The 19,109-nt window shown below is 68.3% G+C and carries 16 protein-coding genes and 1 tRNA gene; 4 read left to right on the top strand and 13 right to left on the bottom strand.

The annotated features are described in order from the left end of the window. Positions 1-4 precede the first annotated feature (4 nt). The 10 genes from J2739_RS07505 to J2739_RS07460 all read right to left on the bottom strand — a co-directional run bounded on the left by J2739_RS07505 (position 5) and on the right by J2739_RS07460 (position 12,837). Complete coding sequence (locus J2739_RS07505; RefSeq protein ID WP_309900126.1) at positions 5-931, bottom strand: dihydrodipicolinate synthase family protein; 927 nt, start codon at positions 929-931, stop codon at positions 5-7. A gap of 35 nt (positions 932-966) precedes the next feature. Then, positions 967-2,724, bottom strand: coding sequence for an IlvD/Edd family dehydratase (locus J2739_RS07500; RefSeq protein WP_309900125.1), 1,758 nt, complete (start codon positions 2,722-2,724; stop codon positions 967-969). A gap of 35 nt (positions 2,725-2,759) precedes the next feature. Continuing rightward, complete coding sequence (yjfF, locus tag J2739_RS07495) at positions 2,760-3,788, bottom strand: galactofuranose ABC transporter, permease protein YjfF (protein ID WP_309900122.1); 1,029 nt, start codon at positions 3,786-3,788, stop codon at positions 2,760-2,762. Further along, positions 3,785-4,837 carry an ABC transporter permease gene (locus J2739_RS07490; RefSeq protein ID WP_309900120.1) on the bottom strand — a complete coding sequence of 351 codons (1,053 nt, stop codon included), beginning with the start codon at positions 4,835-4,837 and terminating at the stop codon, positions 3,785-3,787. The genes yjfF and J2739_RS07490 overlap by 4 nt, the downstream gene beginning before the upstream one ends. Beyond that, complete coding sequence (locus J2739_RS07485) at positions 4,830-6,353, bottom strand: sugar ABC transporter ATP-binding protein (RefSeq protein ID WP_309900117.1); 1,524 nt, start codon at positions 6,351-6,353, stop codon at positions 4,830-4,832. The genes J2739_RS07490 and J2739_RS07485 overlap by 8 nt, the downstream gene beginning before the upstream one ends. A 7-nt stretch (positions 6,354-6,360) precedes the next feature. Then, on the bottom strand, positions 6,361-7,566 hold the full coding sequence (gene mmsB, locus J2739_RS07480; protein ID WP_309901082.1) for a multiple monosaccharide ABC transporter permease: 1,206 nt from the start codon (positions 7,564-7,566) through the stop codon (positions 6,361-6,363). A gap of 1 nt (position 7,567) precedes the next feature. Then, positions 7,568-9,091, bottom strand: a complete 1,524-nt coding sequence (gene mmsA, locus J2739_RS07475) for a multiple monosaccharide ABC transporter ATP-binding protein (RefSeq protein ID WP_309901080.1) — start codon at positions 9,089-9,091, stop codon at positions 7,568-7,570. Positions 9,092-9,170: 79 nt separating this feature from the next. Then, positions 9,171-10,250 (bottom strand): multiple monosaccharide ABC transporter substrate-binding protein, encoded by a 1,080-nt coding sequence (gene chvE / locus J2739_RS07470; protein WP_309900115.1) that lies wholly within the window; start codon positions 10,248-10,250, stop codon positions 9,171-9,173. A 64-nt stretch (positions 10,251-10,314) separates the two neighbouring features. Then, positions 10,315-11,280, bottom strand: coding sequence for an ABC transporter substrate-binding protein (locus J2739_RS07465; protein ID WP_309900113.1), 966 nt, complete (start codon positions 11,278-11,280; stop codon positions 10,315-10,317). A 102-nt stretch (positions 11,281-11,382) separates the two neighbouring features. After that, positions 11,383-12,837: an aldehyde dehydrogenase family protein gene (locus J2739_RS07460; RefSeq protein WP_309900111.1), complete on the bottom strand. Its 1,455-nt coding sequence runs from the start codon at positions 12,835-12,837 to the stop codon at positions 11,383-11,385. A gap of 117 nt (positions 12,838-12,954) precedes the next feature. Here J2739_RS07460 and J2739_RS07455 point away from each other — a divergent pair, with 117 nt between their 5' ends. Then, entirely contained in the window at positions 12,955-13,914 is a 960-nt protein-coding gene (locus tag J2739_RS07455; RefSeq protein ID WP_309900109.1) for a LysR family transcriptional regulator, read from the top strand. A gap of 36 nt (positions 13,915-13,950) precedes the next feature. Here the strand turns inward: J2739_RS07455 and J2739_RS07450 are convergent, their stop codons facing one another. Next, positions 13,951-14,745, bottom strand: coding sequence for an SDR family NAD(P)-dependent oxidoreductase (locus tag J2739_RS07450; RefSeq protein WP_309900107.1), 795 nt, complete (start codon positions 14,743-14,745; stop codon positions 13,951-13,953). 141 nt (positions 14,746-14,886) lie between these two features. On the opposite strand from J2739_RS07450, the gene J2739_RS07445 reads away from it, so the two are divergent. Further along, positions 14,887-15,807 (top strand): SMP-30/gluconolactonase/LRE family protein, encoded by a 921-nt coding sequence (locus tag J2739_RS07445; RefSeq protein ID WP_309900105.1) that lies wholly within the window; start codon positions 14,887-14,889, stop codon positions 15,805-15,807. 5 nt (positions 15,808-15,812) lie between these two features. Further along, positions 15,813-16,730: an aldose 1-epimerase gene (locus J2739_RS07440; RefSeq protein ID WP_309900103.1), complete on the top strand. Its 918-nt coding sequence runs from the start codon at positions 15,813-15,815 to the stop codon at positions 16,728-16,730. 143 nt (positions 16,731-16,873) lie between these two features. Here the strand turns inward: J2739_RS07440 and J2739_RS07435 are convergent. Together J2739_RS07435 and J2739_RS07430 are read right to left on the bottom strand one after the other, a co-directional pair. Then, positions 16,874-16,948 (bottom strand) — tRNA-Arg (locus tag J2739_RS07435). Positions 16,949-16,991: 43 nt separating this feature from the next. Then, a complete protein-coding gene (locus tag J2739_RS07430; protein ID WP_309900101.1) occupies positions 16,992-17,648 on the bottom strand; it encodes a TetR family transcriptional regulator in 657 nt (218 codons plus the stop codon). 171 nt (positions 17,649-17,819) lie between these two features. Between J2739_RS07430 and J2739_RS07425 the strand changes: the two genes are divergently transcribed. Continuing rightward, entirely contained in the window at positions 17,820-19,097 is a 1,278-nt protein-coding gene (locus tag J2739_RS07425) for an efflux RND transporter periplasmic adaptor subunit (protein WP_309900099.1), read from the top strand. Positions 19,098-19,109 lie beyond the last annotated feature (12 nt).

Here is a 19,109-nt window from a genome sequence, read left to right as displayed (position 1 = left end):
CGCGTCAAAGCCCCCAGCGCAGCACCATCGGATCGAGCCGCTTCGCCGTCTCGATCAGCCCCTTGCGCGTCTCCGGATGCATCGCCGGCCACGGCTGGCGCGGCGCCTCGCAGGCGATCACGCCGCCCTCCTTCATCAGCGCCTTGGCCGCCAGGAAGCCGGCCTGCCGGTTCTCGTAGTTGATCAGCGGCAGCCAGCGCTCGTAGAGCGCATAGGCCCGCTCGCGGTCGCCGTTGCGATGCGCTTCGATGATGGGCCGGATGCCGTCCGGATAGCCGCCGCCCGTCATCGAACCGGTGGCGCCGGCATCGAGGTCCGGCAACAGCGTGATCGCCTCCTCGCCGTCCCAGGGGCCCTCGATGGTCGTGCCGCCCAGGCGGATCAGTTCGCGCAGCTTGGCCGCGGCGCCGGCGGTCTCGATCTTGAAGTAGGCCACGTGCTCGATCTCCATCGCCAGGCGCGCGAGGAAAGGAGCGGACAGGGCCGTGCCGCTCGCGGGCGCGTCCTGGATCATGATGGGGATGTCGATGGCGTCCGAGATGCCCGCGTAGAAGGCTTGGATCTGCGGCTCGGCGAAGCGGAAGGTGGCGCCGTGGTAAGGCGGCATCACCATCACCATCGCGGCGCCCATGTCCTGCGCGCGCCGGCTGCGCTGGGCGCACACCCGGGTGCTGGTGTGGGTGGTGGTGACGATCACCGGCACGCGGCCCTTCACGTGCTCGAGCACCGTGCGTGTCAGCACTTCGCGCTCCTCGTCCGACACGAGGAACTGCTCGGAAAAGTTCGCCAGGATGCAGATGCCATCGGAGCCGGCATCGATCATGAAGTCGATGCAGCGCTTCTGGCTCTCGAGGTCGAGCTCGCCCAATTCGGTGAAGGTGGTGGGCGCCACCGGATAGATGCCGCGGTGGCGTGGATTGTCGAGAGTCATGCAGATTCCAGGGGTGAAGCGCCGTCAGGCGTTGATCAGTGGGAGTGACGCGGCACCTCGGACCCGCGGCAGCCCACCAGGAAGTCGAAGTCGCAGCCTTCGTCGGCCTGCAGCACATGGTCGATGTAGAGGCGCTGGTAGCCGCCTCGCGCCTTCGTCGCAGCCAAGGCCTCGGCCGCGGCGGCCGGCGCCGAGAGACTCGCCAGCCGCGCTGCCAGCTCCTCGTCGCTGATATCCAGGTGCAGCCGGCCTGCCTCGCAGTCGAGTTCGATCCAGTCGCCGTCGCGCACCGCTGCCAGCGGCCCTCCGGCCGCGGCCTCGGGCGCCACGTGCAGCACCACCGTGCCGTAGGCGGTGCCGCTCATGCGGGCATCGGAGATGCGCACCATGTCCTTGATGCCCTGGCGCAGCAGCTTGGGCGGCAGGCCCATGTTGCCGACCTCGGCCATGCCGGGGTAACCCCGCGGGCCGCAGTTCTTCATCACCAGCACCGAGCTGGCATCGACCTCCAGCGACTCGTCGCCGATGCGCTGCTTGTAGTGATCGAAGTCCTCGAACACGACCGCGCGCCCGCGGTGCTGCAGCAGTTCGGGCGTCGCGGCCGAGGGCTTGAGCACCGCTCCGCGCGGCGACAGGTTGCCGCGCAGGATGCGGATGCTGCCGTCGTCCATCAGCGGCCGGTCGAGTGGGCGGATGACCTCGTCGTCGTAGCTGGGCGCTTCGCGCACGTTGTCCCAGAGCGTGTGGCCGTTGACCGTGAGCGCTCCCGGATGCGGCAGCAACCCCGCTTCGCCGAGCCGGCGCAGCACGGCGGGCAGGCCGCCAGCGTAATAGAACTCTTCCATCAGGAAGCGGCCCGAGGGCATCAGGTCGACGATGGTCGGCGTGCCGCGGCCGATGCGTGTCCAGTCTTCCAGCTCCAGCTCCACGCCGATGCGCCCCGCGATGGCTTTCAGGTGGATCACCGCGTTGGTCGAGCCGCCGATCGCAGCATTGACGCGGATGGCGTTCTCGAAGGCCTCGCGCGTGAGGATCTTCGACAGCGTGAGGCCCTCGCGCGCCATGGCGACGGCGCGAGCGCCCGACATCTGCGCCAGCACGTAGCGGCGCGCATCCACTGCGGGGATGGCGGCGTTGTGCGGCAGCGAGGTGCCCAGCGCCTCGGCCATGCAAGCCATGGTCGAGGCCGTGCCCATGGTGTTGCAGGTGCCGGCCGAGCGCGACATGCCGCCCTCGGCAGCGAGGAACTGGTGCAGGTTGATCTCGCCGGCCTTGAGCGATTCGTGCAGCTGCCACACCGCCGTGCCCGAGCCGATGTCGCGTCCCTCGAGCTTGCCGTTGAGCATGGGCCCGCCGGTCACGACGATGGCGGGAATGTCGCAGCTGGCCGCGCCCATCAGCAGCGCGGGCGTTGTCTTGTCGCAGCCGGTGAGCAGCACCACCGCATCGATGGGGTTGCCGCGGATCGCCTCCTCGACGTCCATGCTCGCGAGGTTGCGGGTGAGCATCGCGGTCGGCCGCAGGTTCGACTCGCCGTTGGAGAACACGGGGAACTCCACCGGAAAGCCGCCCGCCTCCGAGATGCCGCGCTTCACGTGCTCGGCGATCTTGCGGAAGTGCGCGTTGCACGGCGTGAGCTCCGACCAGGTGTTGCAGATGCCCACGATCGGGCGGCCGTCGAACTCATGGTCGGGGATGCCCTGGTTCTTCATCCAGCTGCGGTACATGAAGCCGTTCTTGTCGGCCGGGCCGAACCATTGGGCGGAACGTAGTTTCTTGGGAGCATCCGGCATGGCGCGGGCTTTCTCGGGAACGTGGTTGGAAGAACTCAGCGCCGCGGCGCGCGCGCCGTGAAGAAGCGCTGCAGCAGGCAGAAGAAGAAGAGCAAGGCGCCCACCACGATGCGCGTCCACCAGGAGCTCAGCGTGCCGTCGAAGGCGATCAGGGTCTGGATGATTCCGAGCGTGAGCACGCCGAACAGCGTGCCGGCCACATAGCCCACGCCGCCGGTCAGGAGCGTGCCGCCGATGACCACGGCCGCGATCGCGTCGAGCTCCAGCCCCATCGCGTGCAGGCCATAGCCCGAGAGCATGTAGAAGGTGAAGATGACGCCGGCCAGCGCCGAGCAGAAGCCCGAGAGCGCATACACGCCCACCAGCGTGGAGCGAACGGGCAGCCCCATCAGCATGGCCGAGTGCTCGCTGCCGCCGATCGCGTAGACGGTGCGGCCGAAGGGCGTGCAGTGCGCGACGAACACCGCCACCAGCAGCACCGCCAGTGCGATGACGGCGCTGATCGACAGCGAGGCGCCGCCGCCCACGGGGATGCGCAGCTGCGAGACGGAAGCATAGAACTCGTTGGTGATGCTGATCGAGTCGATGCTGATCAGGTAGCACAGCCCCCGCGCGAGGAACATGCCCGCCAGCGTGACGATGAAGGGCTGCAGCCGAAAGCGCTCGATCAGCACGCCCATCAGGCAGCCGAAGGCGGTGCCCATCAGCAGCACCAGCGGGATGACCGCGGCCGGGTTCCAGCCGTGCTTCTCCACCAGCGAGGCCGAGACCATGGTGGTGAGCGCGATCACCGAGCCCACCGACAAATCGATGCCGCCCGACAGGATCACGAAGCTCATGCCGATCGCCACCACGATCAGGAAGGCGTTGTCGATCAGCAGGTTGAGGAAGACCTGCGCGGAGAAAAAGCCGTCGTAGAGCACCGAGCCCAGCGCGGCCATCGCGACGAAGAGGGAGACGGTGGCGGCCAGCGGCAGGTACTTGGCATTGAAGCGCGCGCGGCGGCCGGTGCCCGGCGCGGTGGCGGCCACGGGCGTCTCGCGCTTGTCCATCACGGCGCTCATCGCGTTGCTCCTTCGGGCGCCGGGCGCCGCGCCAGCGAGACGAGGGTGGCGCGGAACTCGGGCGACTGCAGCAGCATCACCGCGAACACCACCACTGCCTTCACCATCAGGTTGATCTCCGGCGGCACGCCCAGCGAATAGATGGCATAGGTCAGGGTCTGGATGATCAGCGCGCCGATCACGCTGCCCACCAGGCTGAAGCGCCCGCCGGTCAGCGCGGTGCCGCCCAGCGTGACGGCGAGGATGGCGTCGAGCTCGAGCAGCTGGCCCGCGTTGTTGCCGTCCGCGCTCTTCACGTTGGAGCTGATCAGGAGGCCGGCGACACCCGCGCAGGCGCCGCAGAAGGCATAGGCGCCCACCACCAGCCGCCGCGCCCGCACACCGGCCACGCGCGCTGCCGTGGGGTTGATGCCCACCGCCTGGATGAAGAGGCCGAGCGCGGTGCGCGTGATCGCCAGGTACAGCGCGACGAAGACCAGCCCCACCACGAAGAGCGAGAAGGGCAGTCCCAGCAGATAGCCGCTGCCGAGAAAGAAGAAGGGCTGGTAGTAGATGGTGATGATCTGCCCGTTGGTGATGAGCTGCGCGATGCCGCGCCCCGCCACCATCAGGATCAGCGTCGCGATGATGGGCTGCATGCCCACGCGCGCCACCAGCAGGCCGTTCCACAGCCCGCACACCAGCGCGATGCCGATGGCGGCAACGATTGCGACCGGCATCGGGAAGCGGCTGACGTTGCCAGAAACCGAGCCGCCGATCATCCAGGCCGCGGCCGCCGCCGCGATGGCCACCACCGCGCCCACCGAGATGTCGATGCCGCGCGTGGCGATCACGAGCGTCATCCCGAGCGAGACCAGCACGAGCGGCGCCGCGCGGTTGAGGATGTCGACCAGGCTGCCGTAGAGATGGCCGTCGCGCCATTCGAGGTGCAGGAAGCCCGGGTTGAAGGCCGCATTGAGCGCGAGCAGCAGCACCAGCGTCACGAGCGGCCAGGCCAGCCGGTGGCGCAGCGCCGCGGCGGCGAAGTGAGGGGCGGGAGCGTCACTCATGGGTGGCTGCAATCAGTTCACAGACTTCGTCTTCGCTGCTGCCGGCCGGCAGCTCGCCGACCTTGCTACGGTCGCGCAGCACCACGATGCGATGCGCGACGCGCACCACCTCGCTCATCTCGGAGGAGATGAAGAGCACGGCCATGCCGCCCTTCGCGAGGCGCAGGATCTGGGCCATGATCTCCTGCTTGGCGCCGACGTCGATGCCGCGCGTGGGCTCGTCGAGGATCAGCAGCCGCGGCTCGGTGGCGAGCCAGCGCGCGATCATCGCCTTCTGCTGGTTGCCGCCCGAAAGCAGCCCGATCGGCGTCTCCACGCTGGCCGTCTTGATGCCCAGCGCCTCGACGAAGCGCTCGGCCAGTGCCGTCTGCTCGGCGCGCGACAGGAAGCGCCGCGCGCCCAGCCGCGCCTGCAGCGCCAGCGCGATGTTCTCGCGCACCGACAGCTCCGCCACGATGCCGTCGGTCTTGCGCTCCTCGGGGCACAGCGCGAGGCCGTGGCGGATCGCGTCGGCCGGGCTGGCGAAGCTCGCCACCTCGCCGTCGATGCGCAGCTGTCCGCGGTCCGGCGCCTCAAGCCCGAAGAGCAGGCGCGCCAGCTCGGTCCGCCCGGCGCCCAGCAGGCCGGCCAGCCCGACGATCTCGCCGGCGCGCACGAGCAGGTCGATCGGCTGCAGCAGCCCCGCCTGGCCCAATCCCTGCGCCTCCAGCAGGGCCGGCGCGGCGATGTCGAAGGGAGGCAGCGCGGCCGCCCGCCCCGACTGCGCCGCCAGCTCGCGCCCGAGCATCGCGGCGATCAGCGCCTGCGGGCCGAGATCGGCGGCACGCCACTCGCCCACCCAGGTGCCGTTGCGCAGCACGGTGATGCGGTCCGACACCGCATAGACCTGGTTCAGAAAATGGGTGACGAACACGATCGCCAGGCCCTCGCCGCGCAGCTTGCGCAGCACCTCGAAGAGCTTGCGGACCTCGTCGTCGTCGAGGCTGGAAGTCGGCTCGTCGAGGATCAGCACCTTGGACGACACGCCCAGTGCCCGTGCAATGGCGACCATCTGCTGCACCGCGACCGGGTAGCTCGAGAGCAGGCGCGCGACGTCGATGTCCAGCCCGATGCGCGCGAGCAGCTCGCGCGCGCGCCGATTCACCGCCGCCCAGTCGATGCGGAAGCCCTCGGCCGCGCCGCGCCGCGGATAGCGGCCTGCGAACACGTTCTCGGCCACCGAAAGGTTGGGACAGAGGTTGACCTCCTGGTAGACGGTGCTGATGCCCAGCTTCTGCGCCTCCAGCGGCGAGGCCGGATGAATGGCCTGGCCGTCCAGCCGCATGCTGCCGCCGCCGGAAGGCAGCGCGCCGGTCAGCACCTTGATGAGGGTGGACTTGCCCGCGCCGTTCTGCCCCATCAGGGCGTGGATCTCGCCCGGGTACAGCCGCAGTTGCACGTCGCGCAGCGCGTCGACGCCGGCGAACTGCTTGCGGATGCCCGCGAGCTCCAGGACCGGCCGGATGTCCCCGCTCATGCCGGCCTCACTTGTTCTTGTTGTAGACATCGACGAACACCGCCGCCAGCAGCACCAGGCCCTTGATGACCTGCTGGTAGTCGATGCCGATGCCGAGGATGGACATGCCGTTGTTCATCACGCCCATCACGAAGGCGCCGATCACCGCGCCCATCACCTTGCCCACGCCGCCCGAGGCCGAGGCGCCGCCGATGAAGCAGGCGGCGATCACGTCGAGCTCGAAGCCCAACCCCGCCTTGGGCGTGGCGGTGTTGAGGCGCGCGGCGAACACCAGCCCCGCGAGCGCGGCCAGCACGCCCATGTTGACGAAGGCGAGGAAGGCCAGCCGCTGCGTCTTGATGCCCGAGAGCCGTGCCGCCTTCTCGTTGCCGCCGAGCGCATAGATGCGGCGCCCGACCGTCGTGCGCGTGGTGACGAAGTCGTAGGCCACGATCAGCACCGCCATCACGATCAGCACGTTGGGCAGCCCCTTGTACGAGGCCAGCAGCCAGCTGAAGAACAGGATGATGGCCGCGAAGATCACGTTCTTCAGCAGGAAGAAGGCGAAGGGCTCTGCCTCCATGCCGTGCCGCGCCAGCTGGGTGCGCCCGCGCAGCTTGAAGAACACCAGCGCCGCGGCGGCCAGTGCGCCCAGCAGCAGCGAAGTCAGCCGCAGGCCGTCGGTGGCCAGCGCCTCGGGAATGAAGCCCGAGCTCAGCCGCTGGAACGCGACCGGGAAGGGTCCGACCGATTGCCCTGCCAGCAGCGCCAGCGCCAATCCCTTGAACACCAGCATGCCGGCCAGCGTCACGATGAAGGAAGGGACGCGGAAGTAGGCGACGAACCAGCCCTGCGCCGCGCCGATCACGCCGCCGGCGATCAGGCAGGCGATGAAAGTGGGGACGAAATGCCATTCGTACTCGACCATCAGCACCGCTGCCAGCGCGCCGATGAAGCCGCACACCGAGCCCACCGACAGGTCGATGTGGCCGGCAACGATCACCAGCAGCATGCCCAGCGCCATGATCACGATGTAGCTGTTCTGCAGCACCAGGTTCGTGAGGTTGAGCGGCTGCAGCAGCGTGCCGTCGGTGAGCACCTGGAACAGCACCATGATCGCGACCAGCGAGATCAGCATGCCGTATTCGCGCAGGTTGCTCTTCAAGAATCCGGGATGGATGGTGGCCTTGGCGGCCGCGCTCTCCACGCCCGGCGCGGCCTCGGCCGCCTGCATTTCATTGGCCATGGATGCCACCTCCCGAGTTCACGATCGCGCGCATGATGCGCTCCTGCGACGCCTCCGCCGCCGGGTATTCGGCGACGAAGCGTCCTTCGTTCATCACATAGATCCGGTCGCACATGCCGAGCAGCTCCGGCATCTCCGAGGAAATCATCAAGATGCCCTTTCCTTCGCTCGCGAGCTGGTCGACGATGGTGTAGATCTCGTACTTGGCCCCGACGTCGATGCCGCGCGTCGGCTCGTCGAGGATCAGCAGCTCCGGCTTGGCGAAGAGCCATTTGCTCAGCACCACCTTCTGCTGGTTGCCGCCCGACAGGTTCACCACCTGCTGGTAGACGTCGGCGCTGCGGATGCGAAGTGCCCTGCGGTACTCGCTGGCCACCTTGTATTCGAGGCCCTCGTCGATCACCATCGCGCTCGACACCGCCTCCAGGTTGGCCAGGCTGATGTTGGTGCGGATGTCCTCCTCCAGCACCAGGCCGGCGCCCTTGCGGTCCTCGGTGACGTAGGCGATGCCGTGGTCGATGGCCTTGCGGATGGTGCTCACGTCCACCTCCTTGCCATGCATGCGCACCGTGCCGCTGATGCGCTGGCCGTAGGAGCGGCCGAACACGCTCATCGCGAACTCGGTGCGGCCGGCGCCCATCAGGCCCGCGATGCCGACGATCTCGCCGCGGCACACGTGCAGGTCCACGCCCTTGATCTGCTCGCGGTCCGCGTGCTGCGCATGGTGCACGCGCCAGTTGCTCACCTCCAGCACGCGCTCGCCGATGCACGGCGTGCGCTGCGGGTAGCGGTGCGCCATGTCGCGCCCGACCATGCCGCGGATGATGCGGTCCTCGCTGATCGGCGCGTTGCGGCAATCCATGGTTTCGACCGTGCTGCCGTCGCGCAGCACGGTGATGGCGTCGGCCACCTTGGCGATCTCGTTGAGCTTGTGCGAGATCAGGATCGACGCGATGCCCTGCGCCTTGAGCTCCAGCAGCAGCGCCAGCAGCGCGTCGCTGTCGCTCTCGTTGAGGCTGGCGGTGGGCTCGTCGAGGATCAGGAGCCGCACCCGCTTGGACAGCGCCTTGGCGATCTCCACCAGCTGCTGCTTGCCCACGCCCAGGTCGGTGACCAGCGTGGTCGGCCGCTCCTTGAGGCCCACCTTGGCCAGCAGCTCGCCGGTGCGGCGCCAGGCCTCGCCCCAGTCGATGATGCCGCCGTGTGCGGTCTCGTTGCCGAGGAAGATGTTCTCGGCGATGGACAACAGCGGCACCAATGCCAGCTCCTGGTGAATGATGATGATGCCCAGGGCCTCGCTGTCGGCGATGTCGCGGAAGCGCCGCAGCTCGCCGTCGAAACGGATCTCGCCGCTGTAGGAGTCGCAGGGGTACACGCCGCTGAGCACCTTCATCAGCGTGGACTTGCCCGCGCCGTTCTCGCCCACCACCGCGTGGATCTGCGCCGCGCGCACCGCGAGGTTCACGTTGTCCAGCGCGTTCACGCCGGGAAAGGTCTTGGTGATGCCGCGCATCTCCAGAAGAATGGCCTCGTCGCTCAATCGGTCTCCTTTGCATCGGCCGGCGGGCGTGCCCGCCCGCCGTGCCGCACGCTCACTTGATCTGGCTTTCCTTGTAGTAGCCGCTGTCGACCAGCACCGGCTTCCAGTTCGTGACATCGACGCTCACCGGCTTCAGCAGGTACGAAGGCACCACCTTCACGCCGTTGTTGTAGGTCTTGGTGTCGTTCACCTCGGGCGTCTTGCCGGCCAGCATGGCGTCCACCATGGCGACCGTGACCTTCGCCAGCTCACGCGTGTCCTTGAACACGGTGGAGGTCTGCTCCTTGCGCAGGATCGACTTGACCGAAGGCACTTCCGCATCCTGGCCCGACACCACCGGCATCGGCTGCTGCGGCGTGCCGTAGCCCACGCCCTTGAGCGAGGAGAGGATGCCGATCGACAGGCCGTCGTAGGGCGAGAGCACCGCGTCGACGCGGTCCTTGGTGTAGTAGGCCGACAGCAGGTTGTCCATGCGCGACTGCGCCACCGCGCCGTCCCAGCGCAGGGTGCCGACCTTGTCCATGCCCATCTGCTTGCTGCGCACCACCAGCTTGCCGCTCTTGATGTACGGCTCCAGCACCGACATCGCGCCGTTGTAGAAGAAGAAGGCGTTGTTGTCGTCCGGCGAGCCGCCGAAGAGCTCGATGTTGAAGGGACCCTTGCCCGACTTCAAGTCCAGCGCCTTCTCGATCGACTGCGCCTGCAGCACGCCGACTTGGAAGTTGTCGAAGGTGGCGTAGTAGTCGACGTTCTTCGAGCCCTTGATGAGCCGGTCGTAGGCGATGACCTTCACGCCCTTGTCGGCGGCTTTTTGCAGCACGTCGGACAGCGTGGTGCCGTCGATGGCTGCGATCACGAGCACCTTCGATCCCTTGGTCACCATGTTCTCGATCTGCGCGAGCTGGTTGGGGATGTCGTCGTCGGCGTACTGCAGGTCGGTCTTGTAGCCCTTCTCCTTGAAGTACTTGACCATGTTCGAGCCGTCGGCGATCCAGCGCGCCGAGGACTTGGTGGGCATCGAGATCGCGATCGGGCCCTTGTCCTGGGCCTGGGCGAGCGAGGGAAGGCCGGCCGTCCCGGCGATGGCGAGGGCCGCGATGGCGAGGGTGGACTTGAGGAAGTTGCGTTTCATGGGCTGGGTCTCCTGGGTTTGTTCGGCGGAGCGCGCAGCGGGTGCTGCGCGCCCTCGCCTCCTATCAGTATTTGCGCTTGGGGAATTCCTTGGCGGCGACTTCCATCGGGAAGATGGTTTCTTCCGTCACGATGCGCTTGGGCAGTGTCTTGCCTGCCTTGATGTCCTTGACGGCCGACATCAGCTGCGGGCCCAGCAGCGGGCTGCACTCGACCGAGACGTTGAGCTTGCCGGCGATCATGGCCTCGAAGGCGCCCTTGACCGCATCGACCGAGATGATGGTGATGTCCTTGGCCGGCTTCAGGCCCGCCTCTTCGATCGCCTGGATGGCGCCGATGGCCATGTCGTCGTTGTGCGCATAGAGCACATTGATCTTCTTGCCGTCGGCCTTGAGGAAGGCCTCCATCACCTCCTTGCCCTTGGCGCGGGTGAAGTCGCCGGTCTGCGAGCGGATGATCTTGAACTTGGGGTCGGCCTTGATGATTTCCTCGAAGCCCTTCTTGCGGTCGATCGCGGGCGCCGAGCCCACCGTGCCCTGCAGCTCGACGATGTTCACCTCGCCCTTCTCGTCCTTCATCTTGTCGACCAGCCAGCGCCCGGCCTTGCGGCCTTCCTCGACGAAGTCGGAACCCATGAAGGTCACGTAGAGCGAGTCGTCCTTGGTGTTGACGGAGCGGTCGGTCAGCACCACCGGGATGTTGGCAGCCTTGGCTTCGCGCAGCACCGTCTCCCAGCCCGACTCGACCACCGGCGAGAAGGCGATCACGTCCACCTTCTGCGCGATGAAGGAACGGATGGCCTTGATCTGGTTCTCCTGCTTCTGCTGCGCGTCGGAGAACTTGAGCTCGATGCCGGCGTCCTTGGCGGAGGCCTTGATCGACTCGGTGTTGGCGGTGCGCCATTCGCTTTCGGCGCCGACCTGGCTGAAGCCGAGGACGATCTTCTTCTGCGCCAGCGCGGTGGCCGGCAGAAGCGCGGCCAGCGAGGCGGCGGCGATGGCGGTGGTCAATGTGCGGCGGTTCAGTTTCATGCGGATGTCTCCTGGTTGGTATGGTTGAAAACGACGATACGCACTGTCATGGCGGCAGACGGGTGTCTTGCTGTGGGTGGCAGTGTTCCCTCCGGGACTCTTTCAGGCTTTCATGTAGCCGGTCTTCACCGTGGTGTAGAACTCGGCCGCATGGCGCCCCTGCTCGCGCGCGCCGTAGCCCGACGCCTTGCGCCCGCCGAAGGGCACGTGGTAGTCGATGCCGGCGGTCGGCAGGTTGACCATCGTCATGCCCACGCGGGCATGGCGGCGGAAGTGCATCGCATGGCGCAGCGAGTTGGTGCAGATGCCCGCGCACAGGCCGAAGGGCGTGTCGTTGGCCAGCACCAGCGCGTGCTCGGCATCGTCGGCGCGCAGCACGCAAGCCACCGGGCCGAACACCTCCTCGCGGGCGATCCGGTGCCCGGGCTGGGCGAGGAACAGCGCCGGGCTCATGTAGTGGCCCTCGCTCGGGCGCTGCAGCAGGTCGCCGCCGCACACGTGCTCGGCGCCCTCCTCGCGCGCAGTCGCGATGGCGGCCATGTTGTCTTCGAGCTGCGCGCGGTCGGCCACCGGGCCGATGTCGACGCCGGGTTCGAGCGCGTGGCCGACCTTCAGCGCAGCCATGCGCTGCTTGAGCCGCGCGACGAAGGCGTCGTGCACCGGCGCCTCCACGATGAGTCGGCTCGAGGCCGTGCAGCGCTGGCCGGTCGAGAAGAAGGCGCCCTGCACGGCGCAGTCCACGGCCAGTTCCAGGTCCGCATCGGCCAGCACCACCAGCGGGTTCTTGCCGCCCATCTCCAGCTGCACCTTGGCGCGCCGCGCGGTCGCGGCCTGGAGCACGCGCTCGCCGGTCGCGACCGATCCGGTGAAGCTCAGCGCGTCCACCAGCGGATGCTCGATCAGGGCCTGGCCGACCTCGCGGCCGCTGCCCATCACGAGGTTGAAGGTGCCCGCGGGCAGGGCGGCGCGGCCGATGATTTCGGCCAGCGCCCAGCCGCAGGCCGGCACCAGCTCGGACGGCTTGAACACCACCGCGTTGCCGCAGGCCAGCGCCGGCGCGATCTTCCAGGCGGGAATCGCCAGCGGGAAGTTCCAAGGGGTGATCAGGGCCGCGACGCCCACCGGCTCGCGGGTGACGTCCACGTGCACGCCGGGGCGCAGCGAGGCCACGGTCTCGCCGCCCACGCGCAGCGCCTCGCCGGCGAAGAACTTGAAGATCTGCCCGGCGCGCGCGGCCTCGGCCACGGCCTCGGGCAGGGTCTTGCCCTCCTCGCGCGCCAGCAGCAGGCCCAGCTCGTCCTTGCGCGCCAGGATCTCGCTGCCGATCTGGTCCAGCGCGTCGGCGCGGCGCTGCGGCGTGGTCATGCTCCAGGCCCGGAAGGCGTCGGCCGCGGCGCGGACGGCCTGCTCGGTCTGGTTGCGGTCGGCGCGGGCGTATTCGGCCACCGTCTCGCGCAGGTCCGAAGGGTTGGTGCTCAGCCCGCTGGTCACGCCGGTTTCCCAGCGGCCATTGATGTAGTGCCGTGCACTGAGCTGGACCTCGGAACTGCGCTTCAACGTTGGGGCTCCTGTGATATTTGTTGCAAGTGCGGCGGAGTGTAGGAATCGCACTGATATCTTTCCAATGAAGATTTGGATCGAATCGATGCCGAAAACAGGATTCAGGAAAACCCCATGACGAACTACACGCACTGGTTCATCCGTGCCCGACTCAAGACGCGCCAGCTGTTGCTGCTGGTCGCCCTGGCGGAGGAAGGCAACATCCACCGCGCCGCGCAGGTGCTCAACATGACGCAGCCAGCCGCCTCCAAGCTGCTCAAGGACCTCGAGGACGTGCTGGAGGTCCCGCTCTTCGAGCGCCTGCCGCGCGGCATGCGGCCCACCTGGTACGGCGAGAGCATGATCCGCCACGCGCGCATGGCCCTGGCCAGCCTGAACGAGGCGCATGACGAACTCATGGCGCTGAAGGCCGGCCGCTTCGGCCAGGTGAGCGTGGGCACCATCACGGCGCCGGGGCTGACGCTGATGCCGCCGGCCATCGCGATCGTCAAGCGGGACCAGCCCAACCTCCGCGTGGCGCTGGAGATCGAGACCAGCGCCGTGCTGATGGAGCGCTTCGAGCAGGGCAAGCTCGACATCCTCGTCGCGCGGCTGTCCGCCGAGCACGACAAGGCCAAGCTGCACTACGAGCCGCTGACGGAGGAGCCCGTGTCGGCGCTGGTGCGCCCCGGCCATCCGCTGCTGGCGATGACCGGGCTCACGCTGCGCGACCTGGTGGGCGCCGGCTGGATCGTGCCGCCTTCCGGCAGCGTGCTGCGGCACCGTTTCGAGCTGATGTTCCGGGAGGAAGGGCTCGCGCCGCCCATCAACGTGATCGAGACCTCGGCCCTGCTCTTCATCACCCGCATGCTGCAGCAGTCGGACATGCTCGCGGTGCTGGCGACCGACGTGGCGCGCTATTACGCCGCGCACGGCCTGGGCTCGGTGCTGCCGGTGGCCGTGCCCTGCCACATGGACGCCTTCGGCATCATCACCCACACGGACCGCCTGCTGTCGCCGGCGGCGAAGGTGATGATGCGGGCGCTGAAGGCGGCGAGCCTGACGGTCTACGGGCGGCGGCTGGAGAGCGATTGAACGCGGAAGCGGGACCTCCGCACGCAGAGGACGGCCTCAGACCCAGCCGGCGTCGACCTTGAATTCCTGCGCCGTGCACATGGCCGCATCGTCGGACGCCAGGAACAGCACCATGCGGGCGATGTCGTGCGGCTGCAGGCGATCGGGCAGACACTGGTTGCGCGCCAGCGCCTGCTCGCCCTCGGCGTCGAGCCACAGGCGGACCTGGCGCTCGGTCATGACCCAGCCCGGCGAGACGGTGTTGATGCGGATGCGGTCCCGCCCCAGGTCCACGGACAGGCCGCGCGTGAGCCCGTTGACCGAGGACTTGGCGATGGCGTAGCAGGGATAGCCGCCACCCTTGCCCTGCCATCCGGTCGAGCCCAGGTTGACGATCGAGCCGCCGCCCAGGCGCTTCATGCCGGGCACCACCGATTGGATGGCGAAGAAGGCCGGGCGCTCGTTGATGGCCATCCGCTCGTCGTAGTACGCGGGCGTGACCGATTCGAGCGTGTGGCGGTCATCGCTCGCGACGTTGTTGACCAGCACGGCGAAGTCGCCGAGCTCGCGCGCCGCGTCGGCGATCGCGGCCTGCAGCGCGGCGATGTCGCGCACGTCGCAGGTTCGCCACCAGGGGGCGGGTCGTCCCGTCTCGCCGATCTGCCTCGCGAGCGCGGCGCTGGCCTCCTGCGCGATGTCGACGAAGGCGACCCGGGCGCCCTGCTCTGCAAAGGCGGCCACGATCGCGGCGCCGATGCCGCTGCCGCCACCGGTCACGAAGACGGTCTTGTCGCGCAGGCTGGGGTAGGTGGAAAAGGCAGGCGCGTCGGCGCGCTCGGCGGTGGCGGTCAAGAAAGTCTCCTGGTGATATGACATTGCAAATTGCGTATCGATATATACGCACTTGCGCACTTTCGCTTATCAATATGCCTTGCTACGATGCGGCGCGTCAAGCGTCCGGAGGCGGACCCCCTGCTTCGATTGGAGACACGCATGAATCACTCCTCGACATTTCCCGCGCCTCGCTTCGAAGGCGCCCTGCGCTGCATCCAGCCCGCCGGCGCGAGCCTTGGCGAAGGGCTGATGTGGTCGGTGCGCGAGCAGGCGCTGTACTGGGTCGACATCCTCGAGAAGCGCCTCTGGCGACTCGATCCTTCGAGCGGCAAGCAGGACGAGTGGCGCTTCGACGAGGAGATCTCGGCGCTGGCCGAACGCGAGAACGCGCCCGGCCTGATCGTCACGCTGCGGCGCGGCTTCGCCTTCTTCGATCCGGCGGATGCCGGCGCGGGACCGCGGTGGCTCAACCGGCCCGAACCGGAACTGCTCACCAACCGTTTCAACGACGGCAAGTGCGACGCCCGCGGCCGCTTCTGGGGCGGCACCATGGACTTCGACTGCGTGGCACCGACCGGTGCGCTGTACCGCTGCGACCCGGACGGCCAATGCACGCAGCACGACAGCGGCTTCGCGGTCACCAACGGGCCGACCTGGTCGCTCGACGGCCGCACGATGTACTTCAACGACACGGTCAAGGGCGGCGTCCACGCCTACGACTTCGATGCGGAGCGCGGCACCCTTGCCCATCGCCGGCTCTGGCTTCGCTTTGCCCGCGGCGACGGCCTGCCGGACGGCATGACCACCGACGCGGCGGGGCGGCTCTGGATCGCGCACTGGGCCGGCAGCTGCGTCAGCTGCCACCATCCGCTGAGCGGCGACGAATTGGGGCGCGTCGAGCTGCCGGTGAGCCAGGTCACGAACTGCGCCTTCGGCGGGCCCGAGCTGCGAACCCTCTACATCAGCTCGGCCAAGGTCGGGCTGGACGAGGCCCGCTGCGCTGCCGAGCCGCTGGCCGGCGGGCTGTTCGCCATCGAGGTCGACAGCCCCGGCCTGCCGGCCTTTCGATTCGGAGGTTGAGCCCGATGACGACAGCACCGCTTCACCCCACCGTCTGGCTGCGCCGAGGCACCCAGCGTCTCGGCCTGGTGCCCACGCTCGGCGGCAGCGTCGCAGCCTGGCAGCTCGAGCGCGCCGGCGGCCCGCTCGATCTCTGGCGCCCCTGGGACGGCAGCGCCGACCTGTACCGCACGGCCTCGTTTCCGATGGTGCCGTGGTCCAACCGCATCAGCGGCGGCGGCTTCGAGGCGGCGGGCGAGTTTCATCCGATGCGGCCCAATCGCGCTGGCGAGCCCTACCCGATCCACGGCGACGGCTGGCTGCAGGCATGGCAGCTGGACAGCCTGGCCGACGACGCCGCGACGATGACGCTGCACTCGCAGCGCTTCGACGGCAATCCTTACGAATACCGCGCTGTGCAGCGCTTTCGCCTGGTCGACGACGGGCTCGAGCAGACGCTCGAAGTGCAGCATTTGGGTTCGACACCGCTGCCCTATGGCCTCGGCGTGCATCCGTGGTTTCTGCGCACGCCGCACACGCGCATCGTCGCGCCGGTGCAGGGAGTCTGGCTGTGCGGCGATGACCCGCTGCCGACACGGCACACGGCGCACATCCCCGAGGATTGGAACCTGACGCGCGGCGCGCCGGCCTTCGGCAGCTTCGTCGACAACGGCTACACGGGTTGGGGCGGGCATGCGCGCATCGAATGGCCTGAGCATGGCCTGCAACTGCAGCTGGCCATGCCGGACTTCGAGCAGGACGGCGGCGCGGCCACGCACTACTGCCTCGTGTATCGACCGCTCGACGGACCCGCCTTCTGCTTCGAGCCCATCACGCAGCCCATCGATGCCTTCCATCTCGAAGGCCGGCCTGGGCTGCGGACGTTGGTATGCGGCCAGGCGCTGACGATGCGGATGCAGTGGCGCTTCGAGGCGCTTGGTTGACGCGGGCAACCTCAGGCATTGCGGGGTGCATGCCTGCTCCTGGCATGAAGGAGTTGCGAAGCAGCGCGAGGCAAAGAAAAACCCGCCACGCTGGGGAAGCGGGCGGGTCGTGATGCTTGGTGAGACGTCGTAAAACCGATGTTTGGTCCCGCCGCCAGGAATCGAACCTGGATCTCAGCCTTCGGAGGGCCGAATTCTATCCATTGAAATACAGCGAGATGGGGCTCCGGCCCTGCGGCCGAAGCCCGCCATTATGGCTGATCACGCCGCCTGCTTGCAGTTCCCCGCTGCGGCCGCCGACCGGCGCTCGAATCCAAGCCCCGCGAGATAGACGTTGAACAGGTGGCGCCCCGCCGGCACGAGGTCGAACGCGCCGGGCTCCAGCAGCCAGTCCTGGATCAGCCCGCTGATCACCGCATGCAAGCCATAGGCCGCGGTCTTGGCCGGGATGGGCAGTTCGATGCCCGCGCGGCTCGCGGCGTGCTGCAGCGCGTGGACGAAGTCCGTCACGCATTCGTTGCGCGCGCTGCGATGGCGCTGCAGCACCGGCGCCATCTCGTCCGTGTACTCGACCTTGAGGGTCGCCACCTCGAACACCCGCCGCACCTGGATGTCCGTGGTCATCAGGCTCAGGGCCTGCACCATCACCTGCTCGATCGCCGCCAGCGGGTCCTCATTTTCCACGCTGGCCTCGCGGGTGGCGGACTCCAGCGGCAGGGTGACGCGCTCCATCATCGCGTTGAAGAGGTCCGGCTTGTCCTTGAAGTGCCAGTAGATCGCGCCGCGCGTGGCGCCGGCCTCCTGCGCGATCTGCTGCAGCGAGGTGCGCGAAACCCCCTGCGACTGGAAGAGCACTTCCGCGGCATCGAGCAGCCGATGCCGGGTCGCCAGCGCCTCTTCCTTGGTACGACGGACCACTTTGCCCCCTTTGCGTGAAACCTGTAAAACAATCGATCCGGTGAGGGTTGCCACTATACATTCACGAATGTATGTAAACTCGGGCCCCTCCCGATGGCCAAGCTCGCCGTGTTGCTTTAGGCAGCCGCCGCGACCGCGCGCCATTCCCCGTTTCTGCTTCAAAGGATTCGCATGCCTCTCCTGCATGTCCCGCGTCATTCGTTGTTGTCCCTGTCGCGCCGCCCCGCCTTTGCCGCCTTTGCTGCCGCCGCGGTGCTGGCGCTCGCCGCCTGCGGAAAGAGCGAGGCCCCGGCCGGTGGCGCGCACGCCGGCGGTGCCGGTGGCGGGGCACCGCCGCCGCCCGAAGTCGGCGTGGTGGTGGCGACGCCGAGCGACGTCGGCCTGCTGACCGAGCTGCCCGGCCGTCTCGAGGCCTCGCGCGTGGCCGAGGTGCGCGCCCGCGCCGCGGGCATCCTGCAGAAGCGGCTGTTCCGCGAAGGCAGCGACGTCAAGGCCGGGCAGCCGCTGTTCCACATCGACCCCGCGCCGTACCTGGCCACGGCCCAGAGCGCGCAGGCCAGCCTGGCGCGCGCGGAGGCCAATGCCGTGCAGGCCAAGGCACTGGCCGAGCGCTACAAGCCGCTGGTGGAAGCCAACGCGGTCAGCAAGCAGGAATACCTGAACGCCGTGGCCGCCGCGAAGACGGCCGATGCCGACATCGCGGTGGCCCGCGCCTCCGTTCAGACGGCCAAGATCAACCTCGGCTATGCCAGCGTCACGGCGCCGATCTCCGGCCGCATCGGACGCGCGCTGGTGACCGAAGGCGCGCTGGTGGGCCAGGGCGATGCCACCGCGCTGGCCGTGATCCAGCAGATCGATCCGATGTACGTGAACTTCACGCAATCGGCCAACGAGGTGCTCAAGCTGCGCCGCGCGATGGAGGCCGGCCAATTCAAGCGCGCGAGCGGCAGCGATGCGGCCAGCGTGCGCATCCAGCTGGAAGGCGGCGCCGAATACGAACTGCCCGGCAAGCTGCTGTTCTCGGACCTCACGGTCGATTCGACCACCGGCCAGGTGACGCTGCGCGCCGAGGTGCCGAACCCGAAGGGCGAGCTGCTGCCCGGCCTCTACGTTCGCGTCAAGGTGGAACAGGCCCAGGCCACCAACGCGATCACGGTGCCGCAGCAGGCGGTCACCCGCACGCAGCAGGGCGACACGCTGACCGTGGTCGGACCCGACGGCAAGCTCAGCAAGCGCACGGTGAAGATCACCGCCGCCCAGAACAACCAGTGGGTGGTGACCGAAGGCCTGAATGCCGGCGAGCAGGTCATGGTCGACGGCTTCCAGAAGCTGATGATGATGCCGCCCGGCGCGGCGGTGAAGGCCGTGCCGTGGACGCCGCCGGCACCCGCCGCCGCAGCCCCGGCTGCCTCCGCGAACGCGGCGTCGGCTCCGGCCGCGAAGCCGTAAGGAGCGCGCCCG

The sequence above is a fragment of the Variovorax soli genome (genome assembly GCF_031454625.1).
GTDB lineage: Bacteria > Pseudomonadota > Gammaproteobacteria > Burkholderiales > Burkholderiaceae_C > Variovorax > Variovorax soli_A.
This window is presented reverse-complemented; position numbering and strand designations above follow the sequence as displayed.

What these genes read in the sequence shown, in the direction of transcription:
- J2739_RS07505 (WP_309900126.1), bottom strand. Translation starts at nt 931, where the DNA reads ATGACTCTCGACAATCCACGCCACCGCGGCATCTATCCGGTGGCGCCC.
- J2739_RS07500 (WP_309900125.1), bottom strand. Translation starts at nt 2,724, where the DNA reads ATGCCGGATGCTCCCAAGAAACTACGTTCCGCCCAATGGTTCGGCCCG.
- yjfF (WP_309900122.1), bottom strand. Translation starts at nt 3,788, where the DNA reads ATGAGCGCCGTGATGGACAAGCGCGAGACGCCCGTGGCCGCCACCGCG.
- J2739_RS07490 (WP_309900120.1), bottom strand. Translation starts at nt 4,837, where the DNA reads ATGAGTGACGCTCCCGCCCCTCACTTCGCCGCCGCGGCGCTGCGCCAC.
- J2739_RS07485 (WP_309900117.1), bottom strand. Translation starts at nt 6,353, where the DNA reads ATGAGCGGGGACATCCGGCCGGTCCTGGAGCTCGCGGGCATCCGCAAG.
- mmsB (WP_309901082.1), bottom strand. Translation starts at nt 7,566, where the DNA reads ATGCAGGCGGCCGAGGCCGCGCCGGGCGTGGAGAGCGCGGCCGCCAAG.
- mmsA (WP_309901080.1), bottom strand. Translation starts at nt 9,091, where the DNA reads ATGCGCGGCATCACCAAGACCTTTCCCGGCGTGAACGCGCTGGACAAC.
- chvE (WP_309900115.1), bottom strand. Translation starts at nt 10,250, where the DNA reads ATGAAACGCAACTTCCTCAAGTCCACCCTCGCCATCGCGGCCCTCGCC.
- J2739_RS07465 (WP_309900113.1), bottom strand. Translation starts at nt 11,280, where the DNA reads ATGAAACTGAACCGCCGCACATTGACCACCGCCATCGCCGCCGCCTCG.
- J2739_RS07455 (WP_309900109.1), top strand. Translation starts at nt 12,955, where the DNA reads ATGACGAACTACACGCACTGGTTCATCCGTGCCCGACTCAAGACGCGC.
- J2739_RS07445 (WP_309900105.1), top strand. Translation starts at nt 14,887, where the DNA reads ATGAATCACTCCTCGACATTTCCCGCGCCTCGCTTCGAAGGCGCCCTG.
- J2739_RS07440 (WP_309900103.1), top strand. Translation starts at nt 15,813, where the DNA reads ATGACGACAGCACCGCTTCACCCCACCGTCTGGCTGCGCCGAGGCACC.
- J2739_RS07425 (WP_309900099.1), top strand. Translation starts at nt 17,820, where the DNA reads ATGCCTCTCCTGCATGTCCCGCGTCATTCGTTGTTGTCCCTGTCGCGC.